General features: G+C 59.2%; 18 protein-coding genes and 2 pseudogenes. 10 read left to right on the forward strand and 10 right to left on the reverse strand.

What is annotated here, in order from left to right:
* Nucleotides 1-4: 4 nt before the first annotated feature.
* The gene (locus ACYZT8_RS10635; RefSeq protein ID WP_461980877.1) at nucleotides 5-1,450 is read left to right on the forward strand and encodes a ComEC/Rec2 family competence protein; all 1,446 of its coding nucleotides are present in this window, start codon (nucleotides 5-7) and stop codon (nucleotides 1,448-1,450) included.
* A 343-nt stretch (nucleotides 1,451-1,793) separates the two neighbouring features.
* Nucleotides 1,794-2,303, forward strand: coding sequence for a hypothetical protein (locus ACYZT8_RS10640; RefSeq protein ID WP_461958203.1), 510 nt, complete (start codon nucleotides 1,794-1,796; stop codon nucleotides 2,301-2,303).
* A 197-nt stretch (nucleotides 2,304-2,500) separates the two neighbouring features.
* Here ACYZT8_RS10640 and ACYZT8_RS10645 read toward each other — a convergent pair whose 3' ends face one another.
* A complete protein-coding gene (locus ACYZT8_RS10645; protein ID WP_461982416.1) occupies nucleotides 2,501-3,091 on the reverse strand; it encodes a helix-turn-helix domain-containing protein in 591 nt (196 codons plus the stop codon).
* Nucleotides 3,092-3,144: 53 nt separating this feature from the next.
* Complete coding sequence (locus ACYZT8_RS10650; protein WP_461980879.1) at nucleotides 3,145-3,306, reverse strand: hypothetical protein; 162 nt, start codon at nucleotides 3,304-3,306, stop codon at nucleotides 3,145-3,147.
* A gap of 276 nt (nucleotides 3,307-3,582) precedes the next feature.
* Between ACYZT8_RS10650 and ACYZT8_RS10655 the strand changes: the two genes are divergently transcribed.
* From ACYZT8_RS10655 to ACYZT8_RS10665, 3 genes are all read left to right on the forward strand, one after another.
* A complete protein-coding gene (locus ACYZT8_RS10655; protein ID WP_008145745.1) occupies nucleotides 3,583-3,798 on the forward strand; it encodes a TOBE domain-containing protein in 216 nt (71 codons plus the stop codon).
* Nucleotides 3,799-4,025: 227 nt separating this feature from the next.
* Entirely contained in the window at nucleotides 4,026-5,045 is a 1,020-nt protein-coding gene (locus tag ACYZT8_RS10660; protein ID WP_461980881.1) for an ABC transporter substrate-binding protein, read from the forward strand.
* A gap of 16 nt (nucleotides 5,046-5,061) precedes the next feature.
* Nucleotides 5,062-6,288, forward strand: a complete 1,227-nt coding sequence (locus tag ACYZT8_RS10665; RefSeq protein WP_461980883.1) for an RtcB family protein — start codon at nucleotides 5,062-5,064, stop codon at nucleotides 6,286-6,288.
* 104 nt (nucleotides 6,289-6,392) lie between these two features.
* Here ACYZT8_RS10665 and ACYZT8_RS10670 read toward each other — a convergent pair whose 3' ends face one another.
* The 4 genes from ACYZT8_RS10670 to ACYZT8_RS10685 form a co-directional block, all read right to left on the reverse strand.
* Nucleotides 6,393-6,821, reverse strand: coding sequence for a hypothetical protein (locus tag ACYZT8_RS10670; RefSeq protein ID WP_461980885.1), 429 nt, complete (start codon nucleotides 6,819-6,821; stop codon nucleotides 6,393-6,395).
* 118 nt (nucleotides 6,822-6,939) lie between these two features.
* Nucleotides 6,940-7,353 carry a VOC family protein gene (locus ACYZT8_RS10675; protein WP_461980887.1) on the reverse strand — a complete coding sequence of 138 codons (414 nt, stop codon included), beginning with the start codon at nucleotides 7,351-7,353 and terminating at the stop codon, nucleotides 6,940-6,942.
* Nucleotides 7,354-7,495: 142 nt separating this feature from the next.
* The gene (locus tag ACYZT8_RS10680) at nucleotides 7,496-8,101 is read right to left on the reverse strand and encodes a TetR/AcrR family transcriptional regulator (protein WP_461980889.1); all 606 of its coding nucleotides are present in this window, start codon (nucleotides 8,099-8,101) and stop codon (nucleotides 7,496-7,498) included.
* A complete protein-coding gene (locus ACYZT8_RS10685) occupies nucleotides 8,088-8,939 on the reverse strand; it encodes a 3-hydroxybutyryl-CoA dehydrogenase (protein ID WP_461980891.1) in 852 nt (283 codons plus the stop codon). The genes ACYZT8_RS10680 and ACYZT8_RS10685 overlap by 14 nt, the downstream gene beginning before the upstream one ends.
* Nucleotides 8,940-9,104: 165 nt before the next feature.
* Here ACYZT8_RS10685 and ACYZT8_RS10690 point away from each other — a divergent pair, with 165 nt between their 5' ends.
* The 3 genes from ACYZT8_RS10690 (at nucleotide 9,105) to ACYZT8_RS10700 (ending at nucleotide 12,858) form a co-directional block, all read left to right on the forward strand.
* Nucleotides 9,105-10,118 carry an AraC family transcriptional regulator gene (locus tag ACYZT8_RS10690; RefSeq protein WP_461980893.1) on the forward strand — a complete coding sequence of 338 codons (1,014 nt, stop codon included), beginning with the start codon at nucleotides 9,105-9,107 and terminating at the stop codon, nucleotides 10,116-10,118.
* Between the two features lie 397 nt (nucleotides 10,119-10,515).
* A complete protein-coding gene (locus tag ACYZT8_RS10695) occupies nucleotides 10,516-10,875 on the forward strand; it encodes a DUF6124 family protein (protein WP_461980895.1) in 360 nt (119 codons plus the stop codon).
* 168 nt (nucleotides 10,876-11,043) lie between these two features.
* On the forward strand, nucleotides 11,044-12,858 hold the full coding sequence (locus tag ACYZT8_RS10700) for an ABC transporter ATP-binding protein (RefSeq protein ID WP_461980897.1): 1,815 nt from the start codon (nucleotides 11,044-11,046) through the stop codon (nucleotides 12,856-12,858).
* Here ACYZT8_RS10700 and ACYZT8_RS10705 read toward each other — a convergent pair.
* The 3 genes and pseudogenes from ACYZT8_RS10705 to ACYZT8_RS10715 all read right to left on the reverse strand — a co-directional run.
* Nucleotides 12,830-13,783 carry an alpha/beta hydrolase gene (locus ACYZT8_RS10705; RefSeq protein ID WP_461980899.1) on the reverse strand — a complete coding sequence of 318 codons (954 nt, stop codon included), beginning with the start codon at nucleotides 13,781-13,783 and terminating at the stop codon, nucleotides 12,830-12,832. The two genes, ACYZT8_RS10700 and ACYZT8_RS10705, sit on opposite strands and share 29 nt — an antisense overlap.
* 308 nt (nucleotides 13,784-14,091) lie before the next feature.
* Nucleotides 14,092-15,090 (reverse strand): NAD(P)H-quinone oxidoreductase, encoded by a 999-nt coding sequence (locus ACYZT8_RS10710; RefSeq protein ID WP_461980901.1) that lies wholly within the window; start codon nucleotides 15,088-15,090, stop codon nucleotides 14,092-14,094.
* A gap of 305 nt (nucleotides 15,091-15,395) precedes the next feature.
* A pseudogene (locus ACYZT8_RS10715) lies at nucleotides 15,396-15,531 on the reverse strand (YbfB/YjiJ family MFS transporter); the annotation flags it as partial.
* Nucleotides 15,532-15,535: 4 nt separating this feature from the next.
* On the opposite strand from ACYZT8_RS10715, the pseudogene ACYZT8_RS10720 reads away from it, so the two are divergent.
* Nucleotides 15,536-15,732, forward strand: a pseudogene (locus ACYZT8_RS10720) (LysR substrate-binding domain-containing protein); the annotation flags it as partial.
* A gap of 56 nt (nucleotides 15,733-15,788) precedes the next feature.
* Here the strand turns inward: ACYZT8_RS10720 and ACYZT8_RS10725 are convergent.
* On the reverse strand, nucleotides 15,789-16,511 hold the full coding sequence (locus ACYZT8_RS10725; RefSeq protein ID WP_461980903.1) for a pirin family protein: 723 nt from the start codon (nucleotides 16,509-16,511) through the stop codon (nucleotides 15,789-15,791).
* 348 nt (nucleotides 16,512-16,859) lie between these two features.
* On the opposite strand from ACYZT8_RS10725, the gene ACYZT8_RS10730 reads away from it, so the two are divergent.
* Entirely contained in the window at nucleotides 16,860-17,810 is a 951-nt protein-coding gene (locus tag ACYZT8_RS10730) for a GlxA family transcriptional regulator (protein ID WP_461980905.1), read from the forward strand.
* Nucleotides 17,811-17,900: the final 90 nt, after the last annotated feature.

The following is a 17,900-nucleotide window of genomic DNA, read 5'->3' on the forward strand; positions in this document are numbered from 1 at the left end:
CGCCATGACCCAGGCTGATCTGCAGGGCAAAGTGGCGATTCGCATGTACCGCGGAATTCTCGGCGACTGCTTTCTGCTTCGCTACCCGGAAGGCGGGGCCACTCGTCACATATTGATCGACTGTGGCGTGCTTCAAGGGGCGAAGGACGGCAAGCTGAAGATGGCGCGCATCGTCGACGACATTCACAAGACCACGGACGGCTTGCTGGATTTGGTGGTGGTGACCCACGAACATCATGACCACACGAGCGGCTTCCTCTATGAACAAGCGCGTTTTTTGGGTGATGATTTTCGCATCGGTGAACTCTGGCTGGCCTGGACCGAGAACCTCAACGATGCCCAGGCCGTAGCGCTGCATGCTCGCTTCAAAAAGGCAAAAATGGCGTTGGCCGGTGTTGTCGGCCTGAGTGGGCGAGGTAGCGCATTGCACGAGGATTCGCGAATCAAGACGGTGCATGGCCTGTCGGCATTTATCGAGCCGCTTGCCGCTGCTGCCAACAAGGACAAGCGCACGACCATCGAAAAGCTCAAAGCCAAGGCCGGATCGAAAGCGACCCGGTACCTGGAGCCCGGTGATGTGGTGCGACCGGCCGCCATCCAAACGCTCAAGGCGTACGTCATGGGACCGCCGCGATCCGAAGATCGATTGCGCAAGGACTTGCCGAGCGCAGGGGCGGGAAAAGAGGTCTACATGACCAGCCTGGACGAAGCCATGGCATTGGAGGCGCGGACACACCTGCTCAAAGGTGTGCTTCCAACCGGTGCCGATATCCCGTTTGCCCCTCCTTATCAGCGTGCGTGCGTAAAGGCGCAAAGCGATTCCGAGACCCATAGCGGGGAGGGTGAAGATTCGGCCAGTGTCGAGCAGCGCTATTTCAGCAGCGAAAACCAATGGCGCTGCATTGAAGACGAGTGGCTGGATGGGGCGGAAACCCTGGCCTTGAAGATGGATTCGGATACCAACAACACGAGCCTGGTCCTTGCGTTCGAACTGCCCGACGGACAGGTCCTGCTCTTTCCGGGAGATGCCCAAGTGGGGAACTGGATGTCCTGGGGCGACCAGACCTATCCCAAAGAGGAGGTGGCAGGAAAGCCCGCGCCGCTGGCCCGCGATGACATCCTCGCACGGGTCACGCTCTACAAAGTCGGTCACCACTGCAGCCACAACGCCACCGCTCGTGCGGCAGGGTTGGAGAAAATGCACGATCCCCGGCTGGTGGCAATGATCCCGGTAGATGCCGATGTTGCGAAAGGCAAAGACTGGAAAATGCCCTATCCGGAGCTGCTGAGTGCCCTGCAACAACGTACCCGACAGCGGGTTGTTTCAGGGGACGGTCAACCCGCAAGCGAAATCAAGGCCTTCGATGAATCACCGACTGACCCGAACAACCCGGCCAGGCTGAGTTATGCGCCAGATGAATTGTGGGTGGAGTTATTGATCCCTTATTGAATCCAGGGAGGGCCGACATCTGCCACGGTCAGGCGTGTTCACTCTGGACTCATGCCTGAGAACGCAAAATTCGCGAGCCTGGTTAGAACGATTATTTCCTTCGGTTATTTATATAGGCTTCGCTCGCATATCCATAACCTTGGAAAATGCGTTGCGACTCATCTGGCATCTGTCATAAAAGCCGCGCGTTCGTTGTGACGGACGCTAGCGTCCTGTTGATCCCGTTAACGTTGCTCCAGCATTCATTCCAGCTGTTTGATCGTCCTCTTGTTGTGCGTGGGCCATTGCTTAGAATCCGCTCCATCAGCTTTGTCCACCTATCCATCCTTCAGGGAGCCACACCATGATGAACGCCATGCAGATGCAAATGCCGATGAACGCCAACATGCCGATGATGCCGATGATGGGCATGCCGATGATGATGGCGACCATGAGCTGCGAAATGATGGACGACGGCATGATGTGCAAAATGATGCCGGCCGCTGGCATGGACATGGCCATGTTCAAGAACAGCGCTGAAATGATGCAGATGATGATGAACTGCGGCATGCCGATGATGATGCATTGCGGCAACATGAGCATGATGTGCATGTCCCAGGCGAGCATGGCCATGCCGATGATGAGCACCATGATGCCAATGCCGATGATGGGCATGCCGATGCCATCGATGAAGTGCGTGATGGAATGCACCCTGATGGCCGACTGCATGATGTGCAAAATCATGCCGATGGCCGGCATGAACATGGACATGATGAAAAACTGCTGCACCCTGATGATGAAAATGATGAACGACTGCAGCATGCCGATGATGATGAGCTGCAACGGCATGCCGCTGATGTGCTGCACCTGCTGATCCCGGACAGCACAAAAAAAAACCCCGCGGCCCTATGGCCTCGGGGGCTTTTTCATTCCAGTAGATACCCCGGAGTCCTGTGAAAAAGAATCCCCTGTGGGAGCGAGCTTGCTCGCGATAGCGGTAAGTCAGTCGACATCGTTGTTACCTGACACACCGCTATCGCGAGCAAGCTCGCTCCCACAGGGGATTGTTGTTCAGTCCAGCCGTTCCGGGTAGGTGACCACCAGGTACGCCACCGCTTCACTGTCGGCGGGGTTGCGATAGCGGTGGGGCTGGTCGGCGTAAAACAGAATCGAGTCGCCGGTGGACAGCAGGTAGCGCTCGTCGTTGACGCTGATTTCCAGCACGCCTTGCGACACCACCAGGTTCTCCTGAACACCGGGTCCATGACCCTCGCAAACGTCCTCACCCAACGGGCTCAGGCGCAATTCGTAAAACTCCGATTGGCGTGCCACGTCGAACGGGAACAGCGCGCGGCTGACAAACGCGCCGCTGGCACTGACCAGGCGTTTGCTCTGGCTGGCCGACAGCACCGCCACACCTTCGAAGGCCCGATGCTCAAGAAACGCAGCTACCGACACCTTCAGGCCCTTGGCGATTTTGCACAGCACCTTGATCGAGGGCACGCTGCGTCCTGATTCGATCTGAGCGAGCATCGCCCGGCTCACACCACATTGTCGGGCCAGGGCGTCGAGGGACAGATGACGCTTGCTTCGCAGGCGTTGCAGGTTCTTCGCGACCCGCTCGCAGATCGGGTCTTCTTCCAGGTGTTCAAGGTTGTTCAAGTCCAGCACAGGTTCGTCGGCGCTCGCCAGAAAGCGCGAGGGTTCGTTCGCGTTCACGCCTGACGTGTCTCGGTCGATTGGTATGCCTGCACCCACTGAAAGGCCTGTAAACCGGCATTGCGTGCATACATTTCCCACATGGCCCGCGCCCGTTGCTGAGCCTGTTTGCGTTTACGGTAGCTGGCGAAGTCGATGAGGTTGTCAGTCGGATTCATGGGGCACTTCACTGTGGTGATGAATGACGGGATGACCTGAGAGTACAAGGATATTTATATAACTATAAATACTGTTTTTGTATTTATTAATTCATTTTGGTTCTTATAGGTGAGCAGCATAAATTCATGATCGGGAGAGCCTACGCCTAGTCGTTAATATTCCATAACGATCTAAATAGATAATTATATATTCCTTTTGTTGTCGATCCGGGTGGTGCACTTTGAAGGCCTGCGCATCCATGCGGATGTGTCCGACACCAGACAGGAAGCCTCAACATGACCATCAAAGCGATCAACGTCCGCAACCAGTTCAAAGGCGTCATCAAGGAAATAGTGACGGGCGAAGTGGTGTCCGAAATCGACGTGCAAACCGCGTCCGGCATTGTCACCTCGGTGATTACCACTCGCTCGGTGCGCGATCTTGAATTGAAAGTGGGCAGCGAGGTGATTGCCTTCGTCAAATCCACCGAGGTGTCGATCGCCAAGCTCTGAAGAGTCCGTTCGAAATTCAACATCTGCGGCCTCGGCTAATGTCGGTAACGACGAGAATCCTGTGGGAGCGTGGCTTGCCCGCGAAGAATGCACCGCGATTTTTCAGGTATTACGCGTCATCGTTCTTCGCGGGCAAGCCACGCTCCCACAGGTTCTGCGTTTTGACTTACTGGCATTAGCGGCTTCGGCCGCTTTTTTTTGGTTGTTCCAATCACGTTGAGGTTTTCATGGCGACTCCTTTCAAGCGCTCCCCGTTGACCGTGCTGGCCGCCTCCGCGGCGGCGATGAGTGCGTTACTCAGCGGCGGCGTTCAGGCCGAAGGCAAAATCAGCATTGCCCAGCAATTTGGTATCGGTTACCTGATTCTGGATGTGGTGCGCGATCAGCAGCTCATCGAGAAACATGGCAAGGAGCAGGGCCTCGACATCAAGGTCGACTGGAACAGCATCTCCGGTGCCACGGCGATGAACGAGGCGCTGCTGGCCGGTGCGCTGGATGTGGTGTCGGCTGGCGTGCCGCCGATGCTGACGATCTGGGACCGGACCAAGGGCAAGCAAAACGTCAAGGCCATCGCGTCGCTGGGTTCGATGCCCAACTACCTGCTGACCAACAATCCGAATGTGAAAAGCCTCAAGGACTTCACTGAAAAGGATCGCATCGCCGTACCGGCGGCGGGTGTCGGTTTCCAGTCGCGCACGTTGCAGATCGAAACGGCCAAGCAGTTCGGCGCTGAAAACTTCAAGAAGTTTGACGACATCTCGATCAGCCTCGCACACCCGGATGCGACGTCGGCGTTGATTGCGGGCGGTTCGGAGATCAACTCACATTTTTCCAGCCCACCGTTTCAGTACCAGGAACTGCAAAGTCCCAACGTGCACAAGGTGCTGAGTTCCTACGACGTATTGGGTGGCCAGGCCACGTTTAACGTGCTGTACACCACCGAGAAATTCCACGACGAAAACCCGAAAACCTACAAAGCGTTTTACGCAGCGCTGGCCGAGGCCGAGAAAATCATCAAGGCCGACAAGCCGGCGGCCGCCCAGACCTATATCCGCGTGGAGCAATCGAAACTATCCTTGCCATTGGTAGAGAAAATTGTCGCCGACCCCGAAATCGACTTTACCGTGGTGCCACAGCGCACCTTTATCTACGCCGAGCAACTGCAGGCGCTTGGCGTGCTGAAAAACAAGGCTGACAGCTGGAAAGATTACTTCTTTGAGGAAGCACATGGCGGTGCAGGCAGTTGAGAAAAGACCGGACATCATGCAAAAGCAGAGCTACCAACTGCTGGAAGTCGCCAACGGCAAACCGATCAAACTCTGGACCGAAGGCGTCCCGGTAGAAAACGAAGCCAGGCAGCAATTGATCAACACCGCCAAGATGCCGTTCATCTTCAAACACCTGGCGGTGATGCCCGACGTGCACCTGGGTAAGGGCTCGACCATCGGTAGTGTGATTCCTACGATCGGCGCGATTATTCCGGCCGCCGTCGGCGTGGACATTGGCTGCGGCATGATCGCCGCGCGCACGTCGCTGACCGCCGCTGACTTGCCGGACAACCTGCATGGTTTGCGCTGCGCCATCGAGAAAGCGGTGCCCCATGGGCGCACCGTCGGTCGTGGCGTCAAGGACAAAGGCGCCTGGGACAGCGTTCCGAAACAGGCCGATCACGCCTGGGCTGCGCTGAACCCACGGTTCAAGGCGATCACCGACAAATACCCGAAACTCGCCAACACAAACAATCGCGGGCACTTGGGCACGTTGGGCAGCGGTAACCATTTCATCGAGGTGTGCCTGGATGAAACCAACCGGGTCTGGTTCATGCTGCACAGCGGTTCACGCGGGGTCGGCAACGCCATCGGCAACCTGTTCATTCAACTGGCTCAGGCCGACATGCGCCAGCACATCGCCAATCTGCCGGACCGTGACTTGGCCTACTTCGAGGAAGGCAGCCGGCATTTTGATGATTACGTCGAAGCCGTCGGTTGGGCTCAGGACTTTGCCCGGCAGAACCGTGCGCTGATGATGCAATCGGTGATTCAGGCGACACGCAAAGTGATCAGCAAGCCGTTCGACGTCGCCTTGGAAGCAGTGAACTGCCACCACAACTACGTGCAGAAAGAGCGGCACTTTGGTCAGGAGATTCTGGTCACCCGCAAGGGTGCGGTGTCGGCGCAGAAGGGCGAGTTGGGGATCATTCCGGGATCGATGGGCGCGAAGAGTTTCATCGTCCGCGGGCTCGGCAATGAACAATCGTTCTGCTCCTGCAGCCACGGCGCCGGCCGAACCATGAGCCGCACCAAAGCGAAAAGCCTGTTCACCGTCGAAGACCAGATCCGCGCCACTGCCCACGTCGAGTGCCGCAAGGATGCGTCGGTGATCGATGAGATTCCGATGGCCTACAAAGACATCGACCACGTCATGCATGCCCAGCGCGAGTTGGTGGAGGTGCTGCACACTCTGCGTCAGGTGGTGTGTGTGAAGGGGTAGGCGCGGCGCAAGGATCGCAGCCTCGTTTCACTCGACAGCTGCTACATGGAAATGCGTGTTTCCTGTAGCAGCTGTCGAGTGAAACGAGGCTGCGAGCTTTTGATCTACCGATACTTGATCACGATCCCCTTGAGTTTGCGCCCCTCGATGGTTCTCACATCGCGAGCCCAGAGCGGCCCGTTGACATAGGCGCCCATCGGCTGGATATGGTCGTAGACCACCACCACGGCATCGCCCCCGAGCTTGGCCGACTCATCCCGCAGTTTTGCTTCTACTTCGGTGATGGGCGGCGCGGGGTCGACACTCGCATCGATCAGCACTTCACCCAAGCGGATGTGCGGACGAAGCGGTTCGGTCCGCAACACCACGACTTCGCTGGCCATTGTCGGCGCGGGATGCTCGACGCCCACATAAGCGGTGGTCCGGGCATCGACGGAGGCGCACCCACTGAGCCCAAGCAGAGCGGCGGCGAGCCCTGCCGCCAGCAACGACAGTTTCAAACGGGTGGACCAGAGCGCGTCATGAGCAGGCATGGTGGGTTTCCTCCGAAGGGCCGCTGCTATGCGGGGTGGCCTGTTGACGGTAGCAGACGGCCCGGGAGTTTCCAGAAAGCCCGGCCCTTTCAGGTCGGGCTTCTTCATGACGGAAACGTCACTGATCCTTTTCGCAATTCACCATCCACGACACACCAAACCGGTCCACCAGCATCCCGAAGCGTGCCGCCCAGAAGGTGGCTTCCAGTGGCATTTGCACGCTGCCGTCTTCCGACAACGCGCCGAAGACACGTTCGGCTTCGGCAATGCTGTCGACATTCAGCGAGACAGAACAGCCGCTCATTTCATCAGTGGGACGATCAGGCGTTGTGTCCGAACCCATGATCGCCTGATCACCCACCGCCAGACGGGTATGGATGATCAGGTTGTGGTAATCCGCGGGAAAGTGCTCCCGCGCCGGACTTTCGCCGAAGGTCATCATCATTTCGATCTGGCCTTGCAGGGCTTGCTCATAGAAGGTGAAAGCGGCTTTGCAGTCGCCGTTGAAGATGAGGTAGGGATGGATTTTCATGTTTGCTCCCGGTAACCGAGGGACTTGAGGCCCACTTTGGCCTTTGAATTGACTCCAAATAGCAAAGCGTTAGATGCGCGGTTGTGCAGGATTTGTTTAGACGGTTTTTCTATGGAAGAGGGAAGGCTTATTGCCTGAAACCTCAGGCCACCGCACGGGCGGCAGGTGATGGGCGCAGCAAACGTTCGACAGCGCCGGTCACCAGGCTTTCCAGTAATTCATCACGCTGTGCTTCCTCCAGCGGATGCTGCGCCAGCCAGCCGGGCGCGCTGTTGAGCAAGTTGGCGATGGCGTGTCCGGTGGCGATCAAACCCAGTTCGCCGAGACGGGACGGGGCGCCGAGCATCTTCAGCAACGTGCGTTCGTATTGCTCGCGCAACTGACGAACACGCGCTTGTTGCTCTTCGTTCAGGCAGCCGCTGTCGCGCTCGACCAAGCGAAAATGCCAGGGCATTTCCCGGTGCAGATTCAGGTGTGCGCGGATCAGGTTGGGCAGTTTGTCGCGTTTGGCCGAAGCCTTTTGATTGATGCGCCCGAGGGTCGACAGCAGTTCTTCGTAGAACTCCTCGATCAGGTCGAGCAGCAAGTGCTGCTTGCTCGGGTAATGGTGATACAACGAGCCCGGGGACAACCCCAGGCACGTTGCCAGCTCACGCATTCCGACCTGCCCGAAACCCTTGCTGGCGAACAACACCAGCACTTTGTCCCGGTACTCGGCGAAGCGTGAACAACGCTCAGAAATAGGCATGGAAGCCACGTCCTGTCTTGCGTCCCAGGTAGCCGGCGGCGACCATTTCCTTGAGCAGCGGAGCGGGGCGGTATTTGCTGTCGTTGAAGCCGTCGTAGAACGCTTCGAGGATCGCCAGCACGGTGTCCAGACCGATCAGGTCCGCCAACGCCAATGGGCCGATCGGCTGGTTGCAGCCCAGGCGCATGCCGGCGTCGATGTCTTCGGCGCTGGCCAGGCCTTCCTGGAACACCAGAATCGCTTCGTTGATCATCGGCACCAGAATCCGGTTGACCACGAATCCCGGGCGGTTGCCGGCGGTGATCGCGGTTTTGCCTAGGGTGGTGGCCATGTCCAGCGCCAGGGCGTGGGTCGCGTCGCTGGTTTGCAGGCCGCGGATCACTTCGATCAGGCCCATCACCGGCACCGGGTTGAAGAAGTGCAGACCGATGAAGCGCTCAGGCTGGCTGACGCTGGCGGCGAGTTGAGTAATCGACAGCGACGAGGTGTTGGAGGCGATCACGCACTCGGCGCTGACCTGCGCAGCGATCTGTTGCAGCACGCGCAGTTTCAGGTCGAGGTTTTCGGTGGCGGCTTCGATCACCAGTTGCACGTTCTGCAGGCTGCTGTACTCGGTGCTGGTGCGGATCCTGGCGAGGGCGTCGAGCTTTTGCGCTTCGGTCAGGGTTTCCTTGGCAATCTGCCGGTCGAGGTTTTTACCGACGGTGGCCAGCGCCTTTTGCAGGGCGCTCTCGGAGATGTCGATCAAGGTCACGTTGAAGCCTGCCAGCGCACAGACTTGTGCAATGCCGTTGCCCATAGTGCCTGCACCGATCACGCCAATGTTTTGCAGATTCATGTACCCGTCCTTCCGATCAACCTTGCGATACCTTGGCCGCCGCAACGGCCGAAGGCGTACTATTGGCCGCGAGTCTAGAACCGGCAGGGCGGTTGTCCTATGCCGCAACTGTTCAACGGTGCTGGTGTTTTTTGCCATTCGGGCGATGGGGAGAGAAGCGTTCAAATGCGGGAAAAGGACTCGGTGGCGGCCTACTTCGTGCAGGCGATGATCCATGGGCAAGGCGACAATCCGCAGCGCTCGCAGGCTGCGCTGGAAGAGGCTGGCATCGACCCGGCGTTGATCGGGCAGCCGACCGCGCGAGTGCCGGCGAGCGCGTTTGCTGCGCTGTGGCTGATTCAGATCCGCACGCTTGACGACGAGTTTTTCCGCCTCGACTCCCATGGCATGCCGCCCGGCAGCTTCGCATTGATCTGCCGCGCCCTGATCCAGGAACCCGATCTGCACAAAGCCATGCGCCAGTGCCTGGCCAACTTCGCGCTGTTCCTGCGCGACTTTCGCGGCACGCTGACCGTGCGTGGCAAACGCGCAATCATTAGCCTCGACACCCACGCGCAAAACGAAGACGCCAGCCGTTTCGGTGAAGAGACGTTTCTGGTGTTGATGATCAGTCTGCTGTGCTGGCTGGGCGGACGGCGCATCCCCATCGACCGCGCGGATTTTCGCCATGAGCGCGTGTCCCTCAGCGACGACCGATTGCTCTGGGGCCCCAACCTGACCTTCGGCGCCGAACGCACCGAAATCGAATTCGCCAGCCACTACCTGCGCCTGCCGGTGGTCCAGGACCTGGCCTCACTGAAAGTATTCCTGCGCACGGCGCCGCAATGGCTGGTGATCCGTTTCCGTAATCAGCATGGCCTGGCGTCGCAAGTCCATCAGCGGCTGCGTAACAGCCATTACAGCCAATGGCCGACCTTGCAGGCGTTCGCCCTGGAACAACACCTGAGCCCCAGCACCTTCCGCCGCAAACTAGAGCGGGAAGGGTGTTCGTATCAGGAGATCAAGGACGAAGTGCGGCGTGGGGTGGCGTTTGAGCAGTTGCGTGAGAGCCGGGCGAGTATCAGCGACATTGCTGAACAGTTGGGGTTTCAGGAACCGAGCGCGTTTCATCGGGCGTTCAAGAAGTGGACGGGGGAGAGTCCGGGGCGGTATCGGGCGCGGTTTCAGGGTTCCCAGTAAGGGTCTTGAGCGGGCACTTTGTGGGCAGATTTACTCGACTGTTTAACCATGAAAGGGTGCCTGTTTAAAACCCATCAAGGTTACGTCCTGAAAGCTACAAAACCTTGCGCCGTTGCCTACGGCTGCGCCAGAATCCGCCGGCTTGTGCGCCTTGGGGCTGCTCGGTAACTTGATTCCCGTCACTACCCTTCAGTGATCGGGTTTAGTCGCCCGCGTTAACTCAGTTGTGCGTGCATCTGTCATGCAGGTCTTTCGTTCCTGTACTTGATGGTGGCTGTACGCAGGGCGCCCTCGGGCGCGCCGGATTGCTGAGTTTCCCGGTCGACTAACCTGCGTGCAGCTGCCTCCCCTTACGTTTAGTCGCAAGAGGGGTGGCACCCAATTGGAAACTCAGCCTATGTTCAAGGTCACACCTAATCCGCCGGACACCGATCCGGCCTCCCCGTACGAACCTGATTCAAAGAAGCTCAACGAGGCCGCCGAGCGGGCTCTCGACTTCCACTTTCCGTCGAATGCCGACATCAAAGCCACCCCGCGAACACGCAGTACCCTGTTTTCCGTGGACCCCGAGGCTACGGCCGAAACCCTGGCGGTTTATTTGGTCGAGACACTGGCCTCGGTCGATGTGATGGTCCATCAGTTGGTGGATCATCTGGAGGGGGAGTCGCGTTATGCGCTGTTGGGGATTTCCAACAGCATCATGGTGGCGGAGATCCCGGCGAACCGGGTGTTGGATAAGATTGATCTGCCCAGGTAGTCGGTAAATCGTTGAGCTGTGCAGTGGTGCCTTTTTTGGGGCTGCTGCGCAGCCCAGCGGGAGCAAGCTCCCTCGCCACAGGTGTTTCTCGACTGTGGAATTTCTGGCTGAAGTACCATGGTGACATCGTCGTAACCTGCGACCCTCATCTGCCGAGTTCATCAATCCATGCCTGCGGCACTTTCCCGTTTCACCTCATTGCTCGACCAGGCCCATCGCGCCTTGCTCCTGGTCTGGGGCACCTCTCGCGGTCTCTTCCTCGGCCTGGTCCTGGCCACCCTGATCGCCGGTGTCCTCCCGGCCCTGGCCGCCTGGCTGGGCCAGCGCATCGTCGATGCGGTGGTTTTCGCCATGCAATTGCACGCGCAGCAGGGCAGTGCGCCGTTATGGCCGGTGGTGCGTTACGTGTTGTTCGAGGCTGGCGTGCTCGCGTTGCTGTCCGGGACGCAACGGGCGCTGTCGGTTCAGCAGTCGTTGTTGCGGGTGCAGTTGGGGCAGAAGGTCAACACGATGATTCTGGAGAAGGCCCAGACGTTGTCGCTGGTGCAGTTCGAGAACTCGGAGTTTTACGACAAGTTGGTGCGAGTGCGGCGCGAAGCGTCGACGCGGCCCTTGGCGTTGGTGATGAAGTCGTTGGGGCTGATTCAGAACCTGATCGTGTTGATCAGCTTCGGCGTGTTGCTGGTGCATTTTTCGCCGTGGGCGCTGGTGTTGCTGGTGGTCGGTGCGTTGCCGGTGTTTTTCGCCGAAGCGCATTTTTCCGGGGATGCGTTCAGGCTGTTCACGCGGCGGGCGCCGGAGAGTCGGCAGCAGAATTACATCGAGACGCTGCTCTCCCACGAGGGCTACATCAAAGAGGTCAAGCTGTTCGGCTTCGCGCCGTTGCTGTTGAAGCGTTACCGCGAAACGTTTGCCCGACTCTATGCCGAGGACCGGCGGCTGACCTTGCGCCGCGATGGCTGGGGATTTGTCCTTGGCCTGCTGGGCACTGCCGCGTTTTACCTGGCGTATGCGTGGGTGGTGGTCGATACCGTCCAAGGCCAAATCAGCCTCGGGCAGATGACCATGTACCTGGTGCTGTTCAAGCAGGGGCAGACGGCGGTGAGCAGCAGTTTGAGCGCCATCAGCGGTCTCTACGAGGATGGGTTGTACCTGTCGAGCCTCTACGAATACCTCTCCGAACCGGTGGTGGCCGATGCCGGTCATCTCACGGTGGGGGCGGTGCCCGGTGATGGTTTGCGATTCGAGAACGTGGGTTTCCGTTATCCGGGTGCGAGTCGCGCCGCTCTGGAAGGCATCGACTTGCATTTGGTGCCGGGGCGCAGCTTGGCGCTGGTGGGGGAGAACGGTTCGGGCAAGACCACGCTGATCAAGTTGCTGACCCGTTTGTATCGTCCCGATTACGGCCGCATTTTGCTCGACGGCAGCGATTTGCAGGTGTGGGAAGAAGACGCACTGCGCCGGCGGATCGGGGTGATTTTTCAGGATTACATCCGCTATCAGTTTTCAGTCGGCGAGAACATCGGCGTCGGCGATACGCTGGCGTTCGACGATGAGCAGCGCTGGAAAGAGGCGGCCGCCGAAGGCATGGCCGCCCCGTTTATCGAGGGGCTTGATCGAGGCTACGCCACGCAATTGGGTCGCTGGTTTGCCGGTGGCCAGGAGTTATCGGGCGGGCAGTGGCAGAAGATCGCCTTGTCCCGCGCTTACATGCGCCGTAACGCCGATATCCTGATTCTGGACGAGCCCACTTCAGCACTCGACCCGGCAGCGGAAGCGGCGGTGTTCGAGCATTTCAGCGAGCACACCGAAGGCCGCATGACGTTGTTGATATCGCACCGGTTTTCCAGCGTGCGCAATGCGGACCACATCATCGTGCTGGATCAGGGGGCGATCCTTGAACGCGGCGATCACGACAGTCTGGTGGCGGCGGGCGGGCGTTATGCGCAGTTGTTCAACCTGCAAGCCCGGGGGTATCGCTAGGCCCGGCGATCTGCGGTGGTTTTGATTTCATCAGGCCTTCGAGTGCCTGACGGTATTGGCTACCGCCTAAGCTCATGCTGTTGTTGTGCGTGCCGCCGGGTATCAACAGCAGGCGCTTGGGTTCGCTGGCGGCATTGAACAGCTGCTGGCTGAACCGTGAGGGCATGAATTGATCGGCCAGGCCATGGACCACCAATAACGGCATGTCGATGTCGACGATCTTGTCGATGGAATCGAATTTCTGCGACAGCAACCAACGCACCGGCAACCATTTTACCGGCAGGTTGCTGTCGGCCACCTGCGCCACGGCATCGCCCAGCGAGGTGAAGGTGGACTCGATCACCAGACCGCGCACTGGTATCGCGCTGTGGTCCTTTTTCGCTTGCGCCGCCAGGTCTGCCGCAAGGTCGATGGCCACCGCGCCGCCCAGGGAATGGCCGTAGATCAGGCGTTTGTTAGCGTCCGGTTGCATCGCCTTGAATCGCTCCCAGGCGACTCGCGCGTCCTCGTAAACACTGGCTTCCGACGGCAGATCACCCTTGCTCTGGCCAAAGCCGCGGTAGTCGATCGCCAGCACCGAATAACCCATCGCCCGTAATTGCTCGATGCGAAATGCCTGGCCGGTCAGGTTCCAGCGCACGCCGTGCAAATACAGGATCGACGGCGCATCGCGACGCGCAGCGGGCCACCACCAGGCATGCAGGTTTTGCCCGCCCTTGAAGCTGGCAGGCTTGATATCGAATTCCTGAACGTCCTGCGGCAAACCGCGATACCAGCCGGCGGTGCCCGGCTCGATGCGGAACAGCAGCTCGCGCTCTTTGTATTTGAGTACGCCACAACCCACGGGCAAGCCGACGACCAGCGCGGCCATGCACAGCCCGGGTAGCCAGCGTCGGCTGATGCGGCTCATCAGGTTTGAAAACATGCGGAGGGGCCTGAGGGTGAAAAGGAAAGTTTGGGTTTTAACAGATGCGTAGGGCAGGTGGGGGATAAATTCGACAGTCGTATGAATGGGGCCCGGATCAATCGGTGATGCTCAGGGCCTCATCGCGAGCAGGCTCACTCCTACAGGGGGACGCATTCCAATGTAGGAGTGAGCCGGCTCCGGGCGGCGTTCCGACGATAGGGCCATTCCTGTCCACACATCTTCAAAGCCTCGCGCAAAGCCATTCGTCTTTGCCTCAAACCCAACTCAACAAAAAAGATTTTTGGCGGCAGGCGAGGGCTACTGAATCAGTCCACCTGCAACACAATCTTGCCGATGTGATCGCCGGCTTCCATCCGCGCATGGGCCTGCGCCGCCTCGGTGTACGGGTAAACCTTGTCGATCATCGGCAGGCAACGGCCGGCGGCGAGAACGGGCCAGACGTACTCGCGCAACTGTTCGGCAATCGAGGCTTTTTCTTCCCGGGTACGCGAGCGCAACAGGGAACCGGTGATGATCGCGCGTTTGCTCATGATCGCCAGCAGATCGACGTCTTTGGCGTGGGCGCCGCCGAGGAAGCCCAGCATCACCAGGCGACCTTCCATGCCCAGTGCCGCGATGTTCTGGTTCAGGTACGAGCCGCCCATGATGTCGAGGATCACATTGACGCCTTTGCCGGCGGTTTTTTCCTGGATGACCTGGACGAAATCCTGGTCGCGGTAGTTGATCGCCTCGGCGCCCAACTGACGGATCGCCGCACACTTTTCCTCGCTGCCTGCGGTGGCGAAGGCCTTGACCCCGAATTCGCGGCAGAGCATCAGCGCGGTGGTGCCGATGCCGCTGGTGCCGCCGTGAATCAACGCACGCTGGCCTTTGCTGGCGCCACCCATGTCGAACAGATTGGCCCAGACCGTGAAGAAGGTTTCCGGGACCGCCGCCGCGTGCACCCAATCCATCCCTTCAGGAATCGGCAACGTCTGGCTGGCCGGCGCGACGCAATATTGCGCGTAACCGCCGCCATTGGTCAGCGCACAGACGTTGTCGCCGACGATGAATTCGTTGACGCCAGCGCCGATCGCCACCACTTCACCGGCCACTTCCAGCCCGGGAATCGGGCTCATGCCGGGTTTCATCGGGTACTTGCCGGCGCGTTGAATCACATCGGGACGGTTGACCCCGGCAGCGTGCACGCGAATCAGCACTTCGCCTGCACCGGCCGTTGGCACCGGTTCCTGGCGCGGCTTTAACACCTCAGGGCCACCGGGTTCGGTGATTTCAATCAGGGTCATGGTGTGGGGCAACGTCATGTTGAAGTCCTGTTGAGAAGTGTTCAGTAAGTGGGACCGCGTCTTCACGCGGTAGATCAAAAGATCGCAGCCTCGTTGCACTCGACAGCTCCTACAGGGGATCGCGTTCCAAATGTAGGAGCTGTCGAGTGCAACGAGGCTGCGATCTTTTGATCTTCATGGGCAACTCACTGCAACCAGATGATGGCGACGATCCAGCAAATGCATGGCCTGTTCCAGCAACAGTGCAACCACAATGGCGCCCGCCGCAATCACAAACAACAACCCATGATTACCACCGCTGGCATTGAACAGCGCTGAATATGGCTGGCGGCACCGAGGTAAACCACGTCGCTAGCGGAACCAGTGTGCCTGGATCAATGAGGGGATCAGTTGCGTATAGGCAAACCGCGCCAGGCCGATGCTGACCAGGCTGGCGCTGAGGCCGGCGAAGATCGGCAGCTAGATTGCTGCAGGGCTCGGGGTCGGGAAATTCCGGTGTACATGGGGGAGAGGGACGGGCTGGTCAGGCTGTGGCCGGAGCGCACGCGACCGGTGCCGTATGACGTCTGGCTGGTGACCCACGCGGACTTGCGGCATACCGCCCGGGTTCGGGCGGTCATCGATGAAATTGTCGCGGTGTTTTCCGGTACCGGCGAGTAAAACGCAAAACCCTGTAGCAGCAGGCTTCGCCAACTGCTACAGGGATCGCGTGATGGTCATGGCATTTCCGGCAGTTCCTGCGGCCGCAGGTCGAACACCAGCACCTCGGCGTCCACACCGTTGCTCAACGCCAGCACTTGTTCATCGCGAACCCGCACACCATCGCCTTCCTGCAATTGCACGCCGTTGAGTTCGACACTGCCTCTGGCCACGTGCACGTAGGCGTAGCGGTTGGCGGCCAGTTCCAGCGTGGCGCTTTCCTTGCCGTCGATCAGCGCGGCATACACCCGTGCGTCCTGACGCACCTTCAGCGAACCCTTGGTCCCGTCGGGGGAGATGATCAGTTGCAGGCGCCCGCGTTTTTTCTGGGTGCTGAAGTGCTCTTGCTGATAACGCGGTTTGGCGCCGCTGACTTCCGGCACGATCCAGATTTGCAGAAAGTGCACTGGCCGCGTGGCCGAATGGTTGTATTCGCTGTGCGCCACGCCGCTGCCGGCGCTCATCAATTGCACGTCACCGGGGCGGATCACCGAACCGGTGCCCAAGGTGTCCTTGTGTTCCAGGGCACCTTCGAGCACGTAGGAGAAAATCTCCATGTCGCGGTGCGGGTGCTGGCCGAAACCTTTACCGGCCGCCACACGGTCATCGTTGATCACCAACAGGTCGGAAAAACCCTGCTCTTTCGGGTTGCGGTAGTTGGCGAAGGAGAAGGTATGGAACGACTTCAACCAACCGTGATTGGCGGCGCCGCGATCGGAGGCTTTGCGAAGGGTCAGCATGATGAAATCTCCTGTGGGGACGTTGATTCGTCCGAGTGAGGAGAAGGTTAATGGTTACTGATGGATGCAATAAGTAGATGTAAATTGAAATACTGTCTCGTTGAGGTTGACAGTAATGAATGGGCAATCAGGCATTTTCCTCCGACGCTGGCGCCGGACATTGGCCATAATGCACAGCATCCCTTATCTGCCGAACACGAAACCCTGTGGGAGCGGGCTTGCCCGCGATAGCGGTCTCACATTCAACATTGATGGCGACTGAAAGTCCGCTATCGCGGGCAAGCCCGCTCCCACAGGAATCGGTGTTTGGTAGATGGAATTTCTTCTGACTTCAGTGATTTTAAACCCATGAAAACCGTGGCTATGGTGTTGTTTCCGGACTTTCTGCTGCTCGACATGGCCGGGCCCATGGAAGTGTTTTCCATCGCCAATCGATACCTCGCAGCGGATGACCGTTATGAGCTGTCGACCATCGGTACCGAGCATGGCGCGCTGCGTGCTTCCAACGGCGTCAGCGTGCAGACCGACCTGCACATCGATCAGGCCGATCACGCCTATGACTTGTTATTGGTGCCGGGCGGTCCGGGGGCCTACAACGAAAAACATCCGCCGTTGCTGTGTTGGCTCAAAGACGCTGTCAGTCGCGCCGAGCGCTACGGCTCGATCTGCACCGGCGCGTTTGTGCTGGGGCATGCCGGTCTGCTGGATGGCTTTCGCGTCACCACGCACTGGCATTACACCGAGCGGCTGATCAAAGGCTTTCCCAAGGCGACGGTGGAGACCGACCAGATTTACGTTCAGGACCGCAACCTCATCACCTCCGGCGGCGTCACCGCCGGCATCGACCTGGCGCTGTCGGTGGTTGCCGAAGACCACGGCAAGAAAGTCGCCCAGGACGTGGCCAAGGTGTTGCTGGTGGTGATGAAGCGCCAGGGCGGACAGGCGCAGTTCAGTCCGTTGATGGCCACCGTCGCACCGCACCAAACGCCGATCACCCGCGTGCAGAACCATGTGCTCGAACACATCGATGAAGCCTTCAGCATTGAACGCATGGCCAGCCTGGCGAACATGAGCACGCGGCACTTCGCCCGGATGTTTGCCCGGGACGTGAACATGACGCCCATGGAATTTTTGCAAAGCGCACGCATCGACTGCGCCCGAAACCTGCTGGAAACCAGCGACTTGCCGCTCAAGACCGTGGCCTTCAAAAGTGGCTTCGGCAGCGTGCGGCACATGCGCTTTCTGTTTGCTGAAAAGCTTGGTCTGACCCCGACGCAATACCGCGAACAGTTCAGCTAGAGCGTTCATGGCCGTTGCGCGCACCGCAATGGCCGTGATGCTCCCACCGCGGTAGTTGTACCGTCACCGAGGCCTGCCAAGATACCCATG

The sequence above is a fragment of the Pseudomonas sp. LB3P93 genome (genome assembly GCF_054898025.1).

What these genes read in the sequence shown, in the direction of transcription:
- ACYZT8_RS10635 (WP_461980877.1), top strand. Translation starts at nt 5, where the DNA reads ATGACCCAGGCTGATCTGCAGGGCAAAGTGGCGATTCGCATGTACCGC.
- ACYZT8_RS10640 (WP_461958203.1), top strand. Translation starts at nt 1,794, where the DNA reads ATGATGAACGCCATGCAGATGCAAATGCCGATGAACGCCAACATGCCG.
- ACYZT8_RS10650 (WP_461980879.1), bottom strand. Translation starts at nt 3,306, where the DNA reads ATGAATCCGACTGACAACCTCATCGACTTCGCCAGCTACCGTAAACGC.
- ACYZT8_RS10655 (WP_008145745.1), top strand. Translation starts at nt 3,583, where the DNA reads ATGACCATCAAAGCGATCAACGTCCGCAACCAGTTCAAAGGCGTCATC.
- ACYZT8_RS10660 (WP_461980881.1), top strand. Translation starts at nt 4,026, where the DNA reads ATGGCGACTCCTTTCAAGCGCTCCCCGTTGACCGTGCTGGCCGCCTCC.
- ACYZT8_RS10665 (WP_461980883.1), top strand. Translation starts at nt 5,062, where the DNA reads ATGCAAAAGCAGAGCTACCAACTGCTGGAAGTCGCCAACGGCAAACCG.
- ACYZT8_RS10670 (WP_461980885.1), bottom strand. Translation starts at nt 6,821, where the DNA reads ATGCCTGCTCATGACGCGCTCTGGTCCACCCGTTTGAAACTGTCGTTG.
- ACYZT8_RS10675 (WP_461980887.1), bottom strand. Translation starts at nt 7,353, where the DNA reads ATGAAAATCCATCCCTACCTCATCTTCAACGGCGACTGCAAAGCCGCT.
- ACYZT8_RS10680 (WP_461980889.1), bottom strand. Translation starts at nt 8,101, where the DNA reads ATGCCTATTTCTGAGCGTTGTTCACGCTTCGCCGAGTACCGGGACAAA.
- ACYZT8_RS10685 (WP_461980891.1), bottom strand. Translation starts at nt 8,939, where the DNA reads ATGAATCTGCAAAACATTGGCGTGATCGGTGCAGGCACTATGGGCAAC.
- ACYZT8_RS10690 (WP_461980893.1), top strand. Translation starts at nt 9,105, where the DNA reads ATGCGGGAAAAGGACTCGGTGGCGGCCTACTTCGTGCAGGCGATGATC.
- ACYZT8_RS10695 (WP_461980895.1), top strand. Translation starts at nt 10,516, where the DNA reads ATGTTCAAGGTCACACCTAATCCGCCGGACACCGATCCGGCCTCCCCG.
- ACYZT8_RS10700 (WP_461980897.1), top strand. Translation starts at nt 11,044, where the DNA reads ATGCCTGCGGCACTTTCCCGTTTCACCTCATTGCTCGACCAGGCCCAT.
- ACYZT8_RS10705 (WP_461980899.1), bottom strand. Translation starts at nt 13,783, where the DNA reads ATGTTTTCAAACCTGATGAGCCGCATCAGCCGACGCTGGCTACCCGGG.
- ACYZT8_RS10710 (WP_461980901.1), bottom strand. Translation starts at nt 15,090, where the DNA reads ATGACGTTGCCCCACACCATGACCCTGATTGAAATCACCGAACCCGGT.
- ACYZT8_RS10725 (WP_461980903.1), bottom strand. Translation starts at nt 16,511, where the DNA reads ATGCTGACCCTTCGCAAAGCCTCCGATCGCGGCGCCGCCAATCACGGT.
- ACYZT8_RS10730 (WP_461980905.1), top strand. Translation starts at nt 16,860, where the DNA reads ATGAAAACCGTGGCTATGGTGTTGTTTCCGGACTTTCTGCTGCTCGAC.